Here is a 16312-nt window from a genome sequence, read left to right as displayed (position 1 = left end):
ATAGTGCATCAGGGTAGAGTGGGCACCTCGAAATCGGGCATTTCACCTGTCAGGGAGTGCAGAAATGCCGTGATGTTATCAATGGTGGGTTCGTCAAACTCACGTCCCAGCATTTCCTGGCCCATGATGGCCACGGCTTCTTCGAGCGTTTCGGTGGCACCATTGTTCATGTACGGGTAAGTGACGCCGACATTACGCAAGGTGGGGGTGCGGAAGCGGTACTTGTCTCTTTCTTCGCCGGTCACCACGTAGCGACCCAAATCTGTCGACCCCGGCACCTGAATGGCGTGGAACTGGCTATCGGTAAAGTTGGCGCCGCGATGGCAGGCAATGCAGCCATTATCAACAAAAGCTACCATGCCCTCTTTTGCCTGATCGCTGATGGCGTCCATATCACCCCGCAAATAACGATCGAAAGGTGCGTTGGGCGTGTTGAGCGTTCTCTGGAAGGCGGCCAGTGCCTTGGCCAGGTTCTCGGCATTGATAGGGTCATCCTGGTCGGGGTACGCTTCCGTGAAGCGCTCTTGGTAGAGCTCGAACTCTGTCAACCTGTCCAGGGCGTGTTCCAACTGCATGGCCATCTCGACATCGGCTTCGATGGGGCCCAGTGCTTGACCCTCCAAATCCGGCTCCCGTCCATCCCAGAATTGCGATCCCAGGAAACCACTGTTGAGCACGGTGGGTGTGTTGCGTTCGCCAACCTGACCGTTATGGCCCACGGCTCTAGGAATGCGATCTGACCAGCCGAGCGCCGGGTTATGGCAAGTGGCACAGCTGATGACACCGCTGGCGGAGATCCTGGGCTCGAAAAACAGCATGTTGCCCAGCATCACCTTTTCATCGGTCTGTGAATTGTGGGCAGGTAAAGGTGGTAAGTGGGGCAGCGGTTCGAACCTGTCGCGGTAGCTACCGAGTTCGTCGTCTGCCCACAGTGAAGTCGTGCCTAATAGCGCGACACTCGCAAGTCCGATGGCAATACGTGATGTTGTCATGGTTTCCCCCTCCTGTTTGACCGGTCTGGTGTGCACCGTTCTTTTCAGCGGTGCTTCAACAAGTCTAAAAAAGCGGGGAAGGGCAGGGCTTGCCTCAGGTCAACTTTCCGGCCATTGGTGACCCGCAGGTGCTTGAACGGTGAATGAGAAAAAAGCTTGACGATCAAAAAGAATTGGGTAGAATACGCCCCACATCGAACGGCAACGCCGACAGATGGCTCTTTAACAATTTGATCAGGTAATTCATGTGGGCGCTTGCCGATGAGGGTGAATCATCACCCAATATCAAGGCAAGCGAACACCAAGATACTCTTCGGAGTATCGCAGTGAATTCGTTTGAACCTTGAGCCAAGTTTGATCCGCTTTTGTTGCCTTCGGGCAGCGAGTAAGGATCGCATTGATCTTAAACTGAAGAGTTTGATCATGGCTCAGATTGAACGCTGGCGGCAGGCCTAACACATGCAAGTCGAGCGGTAACAGGGGTAGCTTGCTACCCGCTGACGAGCGGCGGACGGGTGAGTAATGCATAGGAATCTGCCCGATAGTGGGGGATAACCTGGGGAAACCCAGGCTAATACCGCATACGTCCTACGGGAGAAAGGGGGCTCCGGCTCCCGCTATCGGATGAGCCTATGTCGGATTAGCTGGTTGGTGAGGTAACGGCTCACCAAGGCGACGATCCGTAGCTGGTCTGAGAGGATGATCAGCCACATCGGGACTGAGACACGGCCCGAACTCCTACGGGAGGCAGCAGTGGGGAATATTGGACAATGGGGGGAACCCTGATCCAGCCATGCCGCGTGTGTGAAGAAGGCCCTCGGGTTGTAAAGCACTTTCAGTGAGGAAGAACGCCTGGTGGTTAATACCCATCAGGAAAGACATCACTCACAGAAGAAGCACCGGCTAACTCCGTGCCAGCAGCCGCGGTAATACGGAGGGTGCGAGCGTTAATCGGAATTACTGGGCGTAAAGCGCGCGTAGGTGGCTTGATAAGCCGGTTGTGAAAGCCCCGGGCTCAACCTGGGAACGGCATCCGGAACTGTCAAGCTAGAGTGCAGGAGAGGAAGGTAGAATTCCCGGTGTAGCGGTGAAATGCGTAGAGATCGGGAGGAATACCAGTGGCGAAGGCGGCCTTCTGGACTGACACTGACACTGAGGTGCGAAAGCGTGGGTAGCAAACAGGATTAGATACCCTGGTAGTCCACGCCGTAAACGATGTCGACCAGCCGTTGGGTGCCTAGCGCACTTTGTGGCGAAGTTAACGCGATAAGTCGACCGCCTGGGGAGTACGGCCGCAAGGTTAAAACTCAAATGAATTGACGGGGGCCCGCACAAGCGGTGGAGCATGTGGTTTAATTCGATGCAACGCGAAGAACCTTACCTACTCTTGACATCCTGCGAATTCGGTAGAGATACCTTAGTGCCTTCGGGAACGCAGAGACAGGTGCTGCATGGCTGTCGTCAGCTCGTGTTGTGAAATGTTGGGTTAAGTCCCGTAACGAGCGCAACCCTTGTCCTTATTTGCCAGCGCGTAATGGCGGGAACTCTAAGGAGACTGCCGGTGACAAACCGGAGGAAGGTGGGGACGACGTCAAGTCATCATGGCCCTTACGAGTAGGGCTACACACGTGCTACAATGGTCGGTACAAAGGGTTGCCAACTCGCGAGAGTGAGCCAATCCCGAAAAGCCGATCTCAGTCCGGATCGGAGTCTGCAACTCGACTCCGTGAAGTCGGAATCGCTAGTAATCGTGGATCAGAATGCCACGGTGAATACGTTCCCGGGCCTTGTACACACCGCCCGTCACACCATGGGAGTGGACTGCACCAGAAGTGGTTAGCCTAACGCAAGAGGGCGATCACCACGGTGTGGTTCATGACTGGGGTGAAGTCGTAACAAGGTAGCCGTAGGGGAACCTGCGGCTGGATCACCTCCTTAAACGATGTCTTCCCCTCGCGGCAAGCGCTCACAATGAATTACCTGATCAGATGATAGAGCAAACGGTTTTCGCACGACCCCTCTTGGGTCTGTAGCTCAGTTGGTTAGAGCGCACCCCTGATAAGGGTGAGGTCGGCAGTTCAAATCTGCCCAGACCCACCAAATTCCTGTTACGCCGAAACGACGACATCGCCCCCTGCAGCTTGCTGCAATGTGCGGTTCATTGACGTGTCTGCGAGGAATTTATAACAAGAGGTTGGTCTTGCATAACACGATGGGGCCATAGCTCAGCTGGGAGAGCGCCTGCCTTGCACGCAGGAGGTCAGCGGTTCGATCCCGCTTGGCTCCACCATATCGCGTCGTACCAGGTGATACCTCCTGTGCTTCTCGTGCCGTTTGTTGGTTTTGTGACCATTGATAAGCCAGAACGCACTGCGTTGTCTTATCACTGTTCATAGAACAGTCGCTCTTTAACAATGTATATCATGCTGACAGAAACGCGTTGAACGCGTTTCTACGTAAATTGTATTGTGATACGTCTCAAGCGTATCCGGCAATCGTTATCATTGCGAACCCCAGACCCCTTCGGGTTATAGGGTCAAGCAATGAAGCGCACACGGTGGATGCCTAGGCAGCCAGAGGCGATGAAAGACGTGGTAGCCTGCGATAAGGTTCGGTGAGGTGGCAAACGACCTGTGACCCGGACATCTCTGAATGGGGAAACCCACTCATCACAAGATGAGTATCTTGCGCTGAATACATAGGCGTAAGAGGCGAACCAGGGGAACTGAAACATCTAAGTACCCTGAGGAAAAGAAATCAACCGAGATTCCCCCAGTAGCGGCGAGCGAACGGGGACCAGCCCTTAAGCGTGTGAAAGATTAGACGAACAGACTGGGAAGTCTGGCCATAGCGGGTGATAGCCCCGTAGTCGAAAATCTGATCACGTGAAATCGAGTAGGTCGGGGCACGAGAAACCTTGACTGAAGACGGGGGGACCATCCTCCAAGGCTAAATACTCCTGGCTGACCGATAGTGAACCAGTACCGTGAGGGAAAGGCGAAAAGAACCCCGGAGAGGGGAGTGAAATAGATCCTGAAACCGTGTGCGTACAAGCAGTAGGAGCCCACTTGTTGGGTGACTGCGTACCTTTTGTATAATGGGTCAGCGACTTATATTCAGTGGCGAGGTTAACCGTATAGGGGAGCCGTAGGGAAACCGAGTCTTAACTGGGCGACACAGTCGCTGGATATAGACCCGAAACCGAGCGATCTATCCATGAGCAGGGTGAAGGTTGAGTAACATCAACTGGAGGCCCGAACCAGGATCTGTTGAAAAAGATTTGGATGACTTGTGGATCGGAGTGAAAGGCTAATCAAGCTCGGAGATAGCTGGTTCTCCTCGAAAGCTATTTAGGTAGCGCCTCACGTATCACCGCCGGGGGTAGAGCACTGTTTCGGCTAGGGGGTCATCCCGACTTACCAACCCGAGGCAAACTCCGAATACCGGTGAGTGCCAGCGTGGGAGACACACGGCGGGTGCTAACGTCCGTCGTGAAAAGGGAAACAACCCAGACCGTCAGCTAAGGTCCCCAAATCCTGGTTAAGTGGGAAACGATGTGGGAAGGCTCAGACAGCTAGGAGGTTGGCTTAGAAGCAGCCATCCTTTAAAGAAAGCGTAATAGCTCACTAGTCGAGTCGGCCTGCGCGGAAGATGTAACGGGGCTAAACCAGGTACCGAAGCTACGGGTTCATCCTTACGGATGAGCGGTAGAGGAGCGTCGTGTAAGCCGATGAAGGTGTGTTGAGAAGCATGCTGGAGGTATCACGAGTGCGAATGCTGACATGAGTAACGATAAAGGGAGTGAAAAACTCCCTCGCCGGAAGACCAAGGGTTTCTGTTCGACGCTAATCGGAGCAGAGTGAGTCGGCCCCTAAGGCGAGGCCGAAAGGCGTAGTCGATGGGAAACGGGTCAATATTCCCGTACCGGACATGATTGCGATGGGGGGACGGAGAAGGCTAGGTGAGCCAGGCGTTGGTTGTCCTGGTGAAAGTGAGTAGGCTGGGGTCTCAGGTAAATCCGGGACCCTCCAAGGCCGAGACACGAAACGAAGACACTACGGTGTCGAAGTCATTGATGCCACGCTTCCAGGAAAAGCCTCTAAGCTTCAGATCATGTGCGACCGTACCCCAAACCGACACAGGTGGTCAGGGTGAGAATCCCAAGGCGCTTGAGAGAACTCGGGTGAAGGAACTAGGCAAAATGGTGCCGTAACTTCGGGAGAAGGCACGCCGGCGTAGGGTGACGAGACTTGCTCTCCAAGCCCGAACCGGTCGAAGATACCAGGTGGCTGCAACTGTTTAGTAAAAACACAGCACTCTGCTAACGCGCAAGCGGACGTATAGGGTGTGACGCCTGCCCGGTGCCGGAAGGTTAAGTGATGGTGTTAGGATTCGTCCGAAGCTCTTGATCGAAGCCCCGGTAAACGGCGGCCGTAACTATAACGGTCCTAAGGTAGCGAAATTCCTTGTCGGGTAAGTTCCGACCTGCACGAATGGCGTAATGATGGCCACGCTGTCTCCACCCGAGACTCAGTGAAATTGAAATCGCCGTGAAGATGCGGTGTACCCGCGGCTAGACGGAAAGACCCCGTGAACCTTTACTATAGCTTCACACTGGACGCTGATGTTGCCTGTGTAGGATAGCTGGGAGGCTTTGAACCCCGGACGCCAGTTCGGGGGAGCCAACCTTGAAATACCAGCCTGGCATCATTGGCGTTCTCACTCAGGTCCGTGATCCGGATCGAGGACAGTGTGTGGTGGGTAGTTTGACTGGGGCGGTCTCCTCCCAAAGCGTAACGGAGGAGCACGAAGGTACCCTCAGCACGGTCGGACATCGTGCAATGAGTGCAAGAGCATAAGGGTGCTTGACTGCGAGACAGACACGTCGAGCAGGTGCGAAAGCAGGTTCTAGTGATCCGGTGGTTCTGTATGGAAGGGCCATCGCTCAACGGATAAAAGGTACTCCGGGGATAACAGGCTGATACCGCCCAAGAGTTCACATCGACGGCGGTGTTTGGCACCTCGATGTCGGCTCATCACATCCTGGGGCTGAAGTCGGTCCCAAGGGTATGGCTGTTCGCCATTTAAAGTGGTACGCGAGCTGGGTTTAGAACGTCGTGAGACAGTTCGGTCCCTATCTGCCGTGGGCGTTGGATGTTTGAGAAGAGCTGCTCCTAGTACGAGAGGACCGGAGTGGACGACCCTCTGGTGTTCCGGTTGTCACGCCAGTGGCATTGCCGGGTAGCTATGGTCGGACGGGATAACCGCTGAAAGCATCTAAGCGGGAAGCCCCCTTCAAGATGAGACATCCCTGAGGCCTAGAGCCTCCTGAAGGGCCCAGCGAGACCAGCTGGTGGATAGGCACGGTGTGGAAGCGCTGCAAGGCGTTGAGCTAACGTGTACTAATGGCCCGTGAGGCTTGACCCTATAACACCCAAGGGGTCTGGTCGTGATGATAACGAAAACCGGATACGCAGCAGTGAGCCAAGGCGCTTGCTGACAAGAGACGATCACAATACACGTCAACGAATACTCAGCATGATATGCATTACCTGTTACGCCTGACGACCATAGCGAGCGTGAACCACCTGATCCCATGCCGAACTCAGAAGTGAAACCGCTTAGCGCCGATGGTAGTGTGGGGTCTCCCCATGCGAGAGTAGGTCATCGTCAGGCACTTATTACGAAACCCCGGCCTTATGGTCGGGGTTTTGCTTTTTGGGGGTCTCCCCCTGAAGAGTAGCGGAGCGCCGCCCGCCGGGTGGCCGGCCCGAACATCGTCAGGCACTTATCCCGTAGAAAGCCCCGAGCACACTGTGTTCGGGGCTTTTTGCTGTGCGTTAAACTTGTCGTGGGGAAGGGGCATCGAGAAACGTTGGTTGGGAAAATTCCTGAGCAAAAAAATACCCAGCCTGCGGCTGGGTGAGAGTGACTTTACAAGAGATCGGTTGCTAGGCGTCTCTACGGTGTTGGCATACGCCTCCGGCCCAGGTTTCATAGATAGCGCGGTCATCGGCGAGCATCATCAATGCAAATAGCCGTTCACCGAGGGTGGTGCAGTGCTGGCTACGTCGCTGCAGCAGGGACGTGGCGTCAGGGTCGATCACGACAAAGTCAGCTTCGTAGGAAGGTGCCAACTGTCCAATGTGGCTATCCAGAGAGAGGGCTTTGGCGTTGCCGTGGGTGAGGCCATAAAATCCTTGCCAGGCGGTCAGTGGCTGACCAAGCAGTTGGCCTACCTGATAGGCGCTTTTCAAGGTGCCGAAGCCTGAAAGATCCGTGCCTGCGCCAATGTCGCTGGCATAGGTAAATGCCATGCCCGTCTCTCGGGCAGCGTCTCGGTCGAACAGGCCGCTACCCAGGAACAGGTTGGAGCTGGGGCAAAAGGCGATATTGGCGCCGCGCTCTGCCAACCGTTGGCGCATGCCGTTGTCCAAATGAATACCGTGGGCAAAGGTGCTGCGTGGGCCGACGAGTCCTGCTTCTTCGTAAACGGCCAAATAGTCTCGACTGCCGGGAAACAGTTCCGCCACCCAGTCCAGTTCTCCGCTGTTCTCGGCGAGGTGGGTCTGCAGCCATAGGGTAGAGTCATTGCGCAGCAGGGCACCTGCCGCGTCCATTTGTGCTCTGGTCGAGGTGGGCGCAAAACGCGGGGTAACGCTGTAACCGAGGCGCTGCTTCCCGTGCCAGTCCTCGATGAGCCGCTCTGTGTCAGAGATACCCGAGACGCCATCCATCAAGGCATCGGGGGCATTGCGATCCATCAGTACCTTGCCTACCAGCATGCGCAGCTGCCGCTTTTGGCAGGCTGCAAAAAAGGCATCCACGGAGCCTGGGTGGCTCGAGCCAAACACTTGCGCGGTGGTGGTACCTGCGCGCAACATTTCGCTCAAGAACGCTTCCGATAACGCCTTGGCGTGATCATGATTGGCGAACTGGCACTCGGCTGGAAACGTGTAGTCATTCAGCCAATCCAGCAGTTGGCGCCCATAAGAGGCCATGATGTCCAACTGGACATAGTGGACGTGAGTATCGATGAATCCTGGCATGATGAGCTTGCCGCGATGGTCGATCACTTCCGCTGCTTTCGGCAACTGATCAACCAGGTCGGCATAATGCCCCGCTGCATGGATATGCCCACCCTTCAGCCACAAGAGGCCGTCAGCGTAGTGTTCCAGACTGCCAGGGTGGGGCAGGTTGCCATCGCCGGGGTCATTGGGAAAGCTGATCAATTCAGCGCGGATAAGCGTATCGGTGGGCAAGGTCATATCAACTCGAGTGCGTTGCAGTAGGGGCAAAAAGCGCGCGTAGCGTAGCGCTATCCAGGCCACGGGTCTCGGTGGCATAGGGTTGGTCGGTCAACCAGAGTAATTCCGTCACCACGCTCAGCGCGATGGCGTAGGGGGTTTTATTGCTGAGCTTGGTATTCCTGACCGAGCCGATGGGGCAGCGCACGCGCTGCAGTATCGGCTGGTCGACACCTGCTCGGGAAAGGCGCCCTTTGAAGCTCGCCCACTTGCTGTCGGAGCCTATCAGCCCAATGGACGCAATATCGGCGCGCTCCAGCAACCCCTTGATCAAGGCATAATCCTCATCATGATCGTGGGTCATGACCAGAGCATGGGTGCCAAGGGGTAAGCCTGCCACCGTATCTCCAACGTCGCCTAGCAAATGACAACTCAAGCGTGCTCGAGGGACATCTGACTGGAAAGCATCGGCGCGGCTGTCATACCAATCGAGCTGCCAAGGCAGAGGAGCGCTGAGTTTGACGATCTCGCGTCCGACATGCCCCGCGCCGAACAGGGCAATGTGCGCGGTGGCGCCCAGAAATACTTCCAGCAGGACGTTGACCAGCCCGCCACAGCACTGCCCGCTACGCCCGCCCAGCGAAAAGGATTCCAATGAGAACCCTGCTTGGCGCTGGCTCAATAGGGAGCGAGCCTGCTGAATGGTCTGCCACTCGAAGGTGCCGCCGCCCAGCGTATCGAAGACAGCGTCTTCGGTAATCACCATGCGTGCGCCAGGCTCACGGGGCGTGGAGCCTGTACTGGTCATCTGGGTGGCCAATACATGAGGCGCACTGTGGCGTTGACAATGATCGAGGGCGGAATGCCAAGTCATGGGCGTTTCATGGCTCATAAGGCACTTTTCCGAATGGCATGCGCCGCCAGCATGACGCGCTCGGGCGTGGCCGGAGTATCCAGACGCGGCGAGCTGCGGTAGTCATCCAGGCTGGCGAGGGCATCGCGCAAGGCTGACCAGACGCATATCCCCAGCATGAAGGGCGGCTCACCCACCGCTTTGGAGCGGTACAGGCTGGCCATGGAGTTAGGGTGTCCTTCCAGCAGTTCGACATTGAAGACGCTGGGCAGATCACCGAAGGTGGGAATCTTGTAGGTCGCTGGACCATCGCTGACCAGCGTCCCTTCACTGTTCCATTTGAGCTCTTCACTGGTCAGCCAGCCCATGCCCTGAATGAACCCGCCTTCTACCTGACCAATATCGATGGCCGGGTTGAGCGAGTTGCCCACATCATGAAGTATGTCGACACGGTCGACCTGGTACTCGCCGGTCAACGTGTCGACGCTGACCTCCGCCGCGGCCGCGCCAAAGGCGTAATAATAAAATGGGCGGCCCTGGCCAGTTGCGCGATTGTAATGAATCAGTGGCGTCGCGTAGAAGCCTTTCTCGGACAGCGAAACCCGGTGTAGATATGCCGTCTGCACCAGCTCGCCCCAAGGAATGCGGCGTTCACTTTCGCCGATGCCTGCGATGAGCATGCCGTCCCTCAGCTCCATGCCTTCACGATCCAGCCCGCCCTCGAAGTGGTTGGCGGCAAAATCGAACAGACGCTCACGCAGTTTGATGGCAGCATCGCGAGCGGCCATGCCGTTCAAATCCGCACCGCTGGAGGCTGCCGTGGGGGAAGTGTTCGGCACCTTGTCCGTTCGTGTGGCGCTGATGCGCACGCTCTCCAGGTCCAGCCCCAGTTCCAGAGCCACCACCTGGCAGATCTTGGTGTGCAGGCCTTGCCCCATTTCAGTGCCGCCGTGGTTGATCAGGATGCTGCCATCGGTATAGACGTGAAGCAGCGCGCCGGCCTGGTTGAGGTGCTGGGCGGTGAAGGAGATGCCGAACTTGACGGGTGTCAGTGCCAGTCCTTTTTTGATGACGGAGCTGGAGGCATTGAAATCCCGTATCTGCTGTCGACGCGTCCAGTACTCGCTGCGTTGCTCGAGGCGCTCGACGAGCGTGTGAAGCAACTGCTTCTGGTCGACCTGTTGCCCGTAATGGGTCATGTCGCGTTCGGGGCGGTAAAAGTTGCGCTTGCGGATGGTCAGCGGGTCTTCACCGACATGGCGGGCAATATCGTCCATGGCCGCTTCAATGATCATCATGCCCTGGGGGCCGCCAAACCCGCGAAAAGCGGTGTTCGACGCAGTGTGGGTGCGGGCTCGGTGGCCGGTGACACGGGCATTGCCCAGTGAGTAGGCATTGTCTGCGTGAAACATGGCGCGGTCGACGATGGCATCGGAAAGATCGGGAGAGTAGCCGCAGTCGCCGATCACGGTAATGTCGCTGCCTTGAATCACTCCCTGTGAATCGATGGCCAGCCGATAGCGGTTGTGAAAGGGGTGGCGCTTGCCAGTGGCGCGCATGTCGTCATGTCTGGGCAGGCGAAGACGCGTGGCCTTGCCTGTGCGTCGTGCAATGATGGCAGCAATGCAGGCCCAGGGGGATGCCTGGGTTTCCTTGCCTCCAAACCCCCCCCCCATGCGCCGTACTTCCACCGTGACGGCATGAAACGGAATATCCAGCACTTCGGCGACCAGTTTTTGGGTTTCACTGGGGTGCTGGTTGGAAGTATGCACCATGACGCCTTCGTCTTCGCTCGGAATGACGACGCAGGCCTGGCCCTCCAGGTAGAAGTGCTCTTGTCCACCAATGAACAGCGCGCCTTCCAGCACGTGTTCGGCTTGCTCCAGTGTGGCCTGCCAGTCACCACGCTGCTGGGTGTGGCTGGGACGAACGAACTCCTGTTGAGCAGCGGCTTGAACGGCATCCAACTGTGCTGGCAGCTTGTCGATCTGCACATTGGCAAGCAGAATCGCGTGACGCGCCGCACTCAGGGAAGTGGCAGCCACGGCGAACAGGCACTGCCCTGAATAGCTGATCTCGCGCTCGACGAAGATAGGGTCGCCAGGGAAGACCGGGCCGATGTCCGTGTGGCCAGGCACGTCGTGGAATGTGATCACGTCGACCACGCCGGGGGCGGTGCGAACGGCCTCCAGGTCGAGGTGCGTCAAGGTTCCGTGGGCCACGGGTGAGAGCCCCATAGCCACGTGTAAAGCATCAGCAGGTGTCTTGAGGTCGTCGATATAGAGCGCTTTCCCCGTAACATGTTTTTCGGCGCTCTCATGAAAGCTGGAGGACCCCGCTTGGCGCTGTCCGCGGCTGTCCACAGTATGGCGCGCCAAGGGTGCCGCGCCATGTATACGCTGGTCGAGCTCATGCCGAGCCCGGCGGCTGTCGTTGTCGAGTTTAGTGAGCGTACGCATGCAACATGACCTCCTGTTCTGGTGATGATAGCGACAAGTAGAGTCGTTCCAGCAGATTGGCGGCCGCCAGCTGACGATACTGCTGGCTGCCTCGCACGTCACTCATGGGCTCGAACTCATCTTGCAGCGCTTGCCGAGCCGCTTGAAAGGCCTGTTTGCCTACCCTTTGCCCTTCCAACGCGGCCTCCGTTGCCGGAGCGCGCCGGGGCGTGGCGGCCATTCCGCCGAAGGCGATGCGCACGTCGCTTAACTTGCCGTCCTCCAAGCGGTAGCTAAAGGCACCCAGAACGGCAGAGATATCGTCTTCACGGCGTTTTGAGAGCTTCCACACTCTGAGTGAAGCACTCTTCTCCAGCGCCGGAATGAAGATACGTGTGATGACCTCATCGGCGGCCAGGGCCGTTTTTTTGTAATCGATAAAGAATGCCTGCAGCGGCAAACAGCGGGTACCCGCATGGCTGGCAAGTTCGAGGTGAGCGCCGAGTGCCAGGAGTACGGGTGGGGTATCGCCAATGGGGGATGCATTGGCGATATTGCCGCCCAGAGTTCCCCGGTTACGCACTTGTTCCGAGCCCAGCCGGTGGAGCAGGTGCGCGAAAGCGGGGAAGTGTGTTGCCAGCAGCGGAGCAAGCCGCGAATAGGTCACCGCCGCACCGACCCACCATCCTTCCTGCCCCTGAAAGGTCGCTGACGAGATCATGCTCAGCTCGGGCACGCGAGTGGTATCGATCAGTTGATCCAGTGCGGCCAGGCGCTGGGTCGTTTCCAGCCATAGGTCCGTGGCGCCGGCGACCAACCTGGCATTGGGCAGATCGCGCCGCAGCGCTGTCAGTTCGCTCAGGGAGCTCGGCTGAGCAAATAGCGGACCTTCCTGAAAGGCTTGTGTGGAGTTGTCGCCATCCTGAGAGTCAGCAAGCGTGGCATCCCACCATTGAGGCGGCTGCCAGTCGCTGGCGTGCATGGTCAGCGCGGCATCACGAATCGGGCGATAGCCCGTGCAGCGGCAAAGGTTGCCACCCAGCGCGGCTTCCAGGCGCTCGGGCGTCAAGGGGGCCGGTTGACGCTGCTGCTGCGTATGCAAACTGAACAGCGACATGACGATGCCCGGCGTACAGAAACCGCACTGGCTGCCGTGGCAGTCGATCATGGCGCGCTGCGCAGGGTGCAAGGAGTTACCCTGTGAGAGGCCTTCCACAGTGACGAGATGCTGGCCGTGCAGTTGATGGGCCGGGGTAATGCACGCATTGACCGTCAGGAACGGTGGCTGATCGGGGTCGCTGCTTTTCAAGGCGACTGTGCAAGCGCCGCAGTCGCCGGAAGCGCAGCCCTCTTTTGTGCCCGTGGCCCCCAAATGGTCGCGTAACAGCGTTAGAATACTGGTCTCAGGGGGCACTCGACACTGTTGACGGGTGCCATTGAGCAGAAACTCAATCGTTGCCATGCCAAACTCCGTTATGATTGTTCTGACCGATTGGTCAATAATGGTGAGCTTGGGACAAAAAAGCGTGGCTTGCAAGACTTTGTTGTCAGCGCGTTTTGATGCCCTGAAACGATGCATAAAGAGCGAAAATGCCCTTTTTTGCAGCGTTGTCCGACGTTGGGCCTGAGCTGATCGGCACAACCCGAGCCTATATCAAGGAGCTTACTCAATGACGCTTGATACCGCTAACCATGAGAGCGCCAGCAGGGATCGCATCGAGCAGACGATATTGAGTGCCGCCGAACAGGTGTTTGCTCAGCATGGTTATCGCGGAGCCAGCCTGCAGTCGATTGCTGACGTCGCTGGTTTGCCCAAGGCCAATATCCTCTATTACATGGGGAGCAAACAGGCGCTCTATGTGCGACTACTGAATCGCATGATGAAGCGCTGGAACGCGGTGCTGGAGGACATTACGCCAGCGAGTGACCCGGCAGCCGTATTGAGCGATTTTATTCGCACCAAAATGGTGCTTGGTCAGCGCTATCCCGAGGGTTCCAGGCTGTTTGCGGCTGAAATCCTGGGCGGCGCACCTTTTCTGAAGGATTACCTGAACGGTGAGCTGAGAGAGTGGGTCAGCAGCCGTGCCGCCATCATGCGAGAGTGGTCGCGACAGGGGAAGATGGATGATGTGGATCCTCGCTGGCTGATTTTTCTGATCTGGTCATCCACCCAGCACTATACCGAGTACAGTGCCCAGGTGAACGGCATTCTCGGCCAGGAGGCACTGGCCAAGGAGGACATCGACGCTATTTGTCGCTTCCTGGAGCATGTGATCTTGAAAGGCTGTGGCATAGAGCGCCCAGTCGTATCCATTGCATGAGTTCGACCATGCCTGAGCTGCCCATCGAGCAACACCTGGCGTCGATCGAAGACGCTCTGGACACCCACTCTCGCCTCATTCTGGTGGCGCAGCCCGGCGCGGGCAAGACCACCCGCGTGCCCTTGCGGCTCATCGAGCGCCCCTGGGCGCGTGGCCAGCGCCTGCTGATGCTCGAACCTCGGCGGGTGGCGGCGAGGTTGGCAGCGACCTATATGGCAGCTCAGTTGGGTGAGCCGGTGGGTAAGCGTATTGGCTATCGCATGCGCGGTGATCAACGGGTGGGGCCTGACACGCAGCTGGAAGTGATCACTCAAGGGGTGCTGACGCGCATGCTGCAGGATGACCCGCTGCTGGAGGGGGTAGCCGGCATTCTCTTCGATGAGTTTCATGAACGCAGTATCGAGTCCGACCTGGGCTTGGCGTTGGCTCTGGACGTGCAGCAAAGCATTCGTGATGATCTCCGCCTGGTGGTGATGTCCGCGACGCTGGATATAGAGGCGCTGCGTACCTTGCTGGGCGAGCATACTCCGGTGATCGAGAGCAGTGGCCGCGCCTTTCCGGTCACCACGCTATATCGGCCACCTGTTGGCGGTGAGACCGCCGCCATGGCGGCGCGCAGCGTCGTGGAGGAGGCCGTGGCGCTGGACGATGCCCAGGACATATTGGTCATCTTGCCCGGCGTGGCGGAGATCCGCCGGCTTGCTCAGGCGCTGGCGGCTTTATCGCTGACGTTGGATATTCGCACGCTGCATGGCGGCATGACGCTGGATGCTCAACAAGCGGCACTTAGCCCTGGTACGCAACGGCGGGTGATCATTTCCACCTCGATCACCGAATCGAGCCTGACGGTCGACGGCGTCAACGTCGTCATTGACGCAGGCCTTGAACGGGTGCCCGAGTTCAGTGCCCAAACGGGGCTTACGCGGTTGACCACCCGTCGCGTCAACCGTGCCAGCGCCGACCAGCGGCGTGGGCGCGCGGGTCGCCAGCAATCAGGCTACTGCTATCGTCTGTGGGCACAGGACCAGCCACTGGTCGCGCACCGCGAGCCCGAGATGCAGCAGGCCGATCTCTCGCGGCTGGCGCTGGAACTGGCGGTATGGGGCGTCAATGCACCCGACGCGCTTGCCTGGCTATCTCCACCCCCCAAGGGCGCATGGCAGAGCGCGCGCGATCTTCTCCAGCAGCTGGGGCTGCTCGATCAGGTCGGCGGTCTGACCCCGTTGGGGCAGCAGTGCGGTAGCTTGCCGGTGGAGCCTCGACTGGCAGCGATGCTGGTGCGCTCCAAGGCTGGAGAAAATACCGCGCTGGCCTGTGCGCTGGCAGCGCTGCTGGAGGGCCGGGAACGTCTTGAGGGAACACTGCAGGAAGCCCTGGCCGCTCGGCTGAAAACACCTTCTGCATTCCCAATCTGGTACCAGGAAGTCAAGCGTCTGGCGGCGCTGATGGGGTGCACGGTGCCGTCACGCCTTGATCTTGAGCCTCTGGGAGAGCTGCTTGCGGTGGCGTTTCCTGACCGAGTGGCCCAGCTCATGAACCTCGGGCGTTTCAAGCTGGCCAATGGCAAGACGGCAACGCTATCGCCGCAGCACCCGTTGGCCAACGAGCCGTATCTGGTGGCCGTTCACCTCGACAGCGCTAGCCGTGATGCACCGATCCAGAGGGCCGTGCCCCTCTCCGAACAGATTTTGCGAGCCCTTTATCCGGCGACGGCGAGGTGGCACGAACGAGTTGCCTGGCAAGAGCCGCCAGGCAAGCTGGTGGCCGAAACGGTGCAGTGTCACGGTGAGCTGGTATTGGCGGCACGCCCGCTACAGACGCTGCCCGCCGCCGCTGCCGAACAAGCGCTGATGAGCGCTTTGCAGCGCCGCCCTACAGCCTTGCTGAATGACGAGGTCAGGCGCTTGCAGGGGCGAATGGCGCTGCTCAAGCGTACTTTCCCCAGGCAATGGCCCGACTGGTCCGATGCTGCGTTGGTGGATGATCTGGACGAGTGGCTGGCGCCTTACGTGGCCGGTATGACTCGGCTGGCACAGGTCGAAAAACTACCCTTCGCGCGGTGCCTGCTGGATACGCTGACCTGGGAAGCGCAGAGTGCGTTGGCACGCCTGGCGCCTATCGGCCTCACCGCGCCGAGTGGTAACACGATTACGCTGGACTATCTTCCCTGCCTGGAGGGCAGGCCGCCGGTGCTGGCATTGAAGCTGCAGGAGGCCTTTGGCTGGCAAGAAACACCGACCGTGGCCGAAGGGCAAGTGGCTGTGATGATTCACCTGCTGTCACCGGCCCGACGCCCTCTGCAGGTAACCCAGGACTTGCGCAGCTTCTGGCTGACCGGCTACCCGGAGGTGAGAAAAGAGATGCGCGGGCGGTATCCAAAGCACCCGTGGCCAGAAGACCCCTTGACGGCACAAGCCACGGCACTGACCAAGCGCCGCTTGGGCAACGCTTGAAGGTCAGT

7 protein-coding genes, 2 tRNA genes and 3 rRNA genes are annotated in these 16312 nt (G+C 58.3%); 7 read left to right on the top strand and 5 right to left on the bottom strand.

All coding sequences use genetic code 11. From position 1 onward, the window contains the following. Positions 1–8: 8 nt before the first annotated feature. A complete protein-coding gene (locus RVM26_RS06970) occupies positions 9–992 on the bottom strand; it encodes a cytochrome-c peroxidase (protein ID WP_498941495.1) in 984 nt (327 codons plus the stop codon). A gap of 405 nt (positions 993–1397) precedes the next feature. Between RVM26_RS06970 and RVM26_RS06965 the strand changes: the two genes are divergently transcribed. The 5 genes from RVM26_RS06965 (at position 1398) to rrf (ending at position 6668) form a co-directional block, all read left to right on the top strand. Next, positions 1398–2930, top strand: a 16S ribosomal RNA gene (locus tag RVM26_RS06965). Between the two features lie 85 nt (positions 2931–3015). Beyond that, positions 3016–3092, top strand: a tRNA-Ile gene (locus tag RVM26_RS06960). Between the two features lie 114 nt (positions 3093–3206). Continuing rightward, positions 3207–3282 (top strand) — tRNA-Ala (locus RVM26_RS06955). A gap of 244 nt (positions 3283–3526) precedes the next feature. Beyond that, positions 3527–6419 (top strand): 23S ribosomal RNA (locus tag RVM26_RS06950). Between the two features lie 133 nt (positions 6420–6552). Next, positions 6553–6668 (top strand): 5S ribosomal RNA (rrf, locus tag RVM26_RS06945). The 16S, 23S and 5S rRNA genes sit together here with 2 tRNA genes alongside, the layout of an rRNA operon. 275 nt (positions 6669–6943) lie before the next feature. On the opposite strand, the gene guaD is transcribed toward rrf, so the two are convergent. From guaD to xdhA, 4 genes are read right to left on the bottom strand one after another with little or no spacing between them, the layout of a single operon-like run. Further along, complete coding sequence (gene guaD / locus RVM26_RS06940) at positions 6944–8260, bottom strand: guanine deaminase (protein WP_287808177.1); 1317 nt, start codon at positions 8258–8260, stop codon at positions 6944–6946. 1 nt (position 8261) lies between these two features. After that, positions 8262–9131, bottom strand: a complete 870-nt coding sequence (gene xdhC, locus RVM26_RS06935; RefSeq protein WP_498941494.1) for a xanthine dehydrogenase accessory protein XdhC — start codon at positions 9129–9131, stop codon at positions 8262–8264. After that, positions 9128–11551, bottom strand: coding sequence for a xanthine dehydrogenase molybdopterin binding subunit (gene xdhB, locus RVM26_RS06930; protein WP_498941493.1), 2424 nt, complete (start codon positions 11549–11551; stop codon positions 9128–9130). Before xdhB ends, xdhC begins: the two co-directional genes overlap by 4 nt. Next, on the bottom strand, positions 11535–12992 hold the full coding sequence (gene xdhA, locus RVM26_RS06925) for a xanthine dehydrogenase small subunit (RefSeq protein WP_287808173.1): 1458 nt from the start codon (positions 12990–12992) through the stop codon (positions 11535–11537). Before xdhA ends, xdhB begins: the two co-directional genes overlap by 17 nt. 208 nt (positions 12993–13200) lie before the next feature. Between xdhA and RVM26_RS06920 the strand changes: the two genes are divergently transcribed. Beyond that, entirely contained in the window at positions 13201–13851 is a 651-nt protein-coding gene (locus RVM26_RS06920) for a TetR family transcriptional regulator C-terminal domain-containing protein (protein ID WP_287808171.1), read from the top strand. 8 nt (positions 13852–13859) lie between these two features. Further along, positions 13860–16304: an ATP-dependent RNA helicase gene (gene hrpB, locus RVM26_RS06915; RefSeq protein ID WP_498941492.1), complete on the top strand. Its 2445-nt coding sequence runs from the start codon at positions 13860–13862 to the stop codon at positions 16302–16304. Positions 16305–16312: the final 8 nt, after the last annotated feature.

Source organism: Halomonas sp. KM072, from assembly GCF_050710315.1.
GTDB classification, from domain to species: Bacteria; Pseudomonadota; Gammaproteobacteria; order Pseudomonadales; family Halomonadaceae; genus Vreelandella; species Vreelandella hamiltonii.
The sequence above is the reverse complement of the archived record's forward strand: the minus strand, read 5'-3'. Positions and strand labels throughout refer to the sequence as shown.

What these genes read in the sequence shown, in the direction of transcription:
- RVM26_RS06970 (WP_498941495.1), bottom strand. Translation starts at nt 992, where the DNA reads ATGACAACATCACGTATTGCCATCGGACTTGCGAGTGTCGCGCTATTA.
- guaD (WP_287808177.1), bottom strand. Translation starts at nt 8,260, where the DNA reads ATGACCTTGCCCACCGATACGCTTATCCGCGCTGAATTGATCAGCTTT.
- xdhC (WP_498941494.1), bottom strand. Translation starts at nt 9,131, where the DNA reads ATGAGCCATGAAACGCCCATGACTTGGCATTCCGCCCTCGATCATTGT.
- xdhB (WP_498941493.1), bottom strand. Translation starts at nt 11,551, where the DNA reads ATGCGTACGCTCACTAAACTCGACAACGACAGCCGCCGGGCTCGGCAT.
- xdhA (WP_287808173.1), bottom strand. Translation starts at nt 12,992, where the DNA reads ATGGCAACGATTGAGTTTCTGCTCAATGGCACCCGTCAACAGTGTCGA.
- RVM26_RS06920 (WP_287808171.1), top strand. Translation starts at nt 13,201, where the DNA reads ATGACGCTTGATACCGCTAACCATGAGAGCGCCAGCAGGGATCGCATC.
- hrpB (WP_498941492.1), top strand. Translation starts at nt 13,860, where the DNA reads ATGCCTGAGCTGCCCATCGAGCAACACCTGGCGTCGATCGAAGACGCT.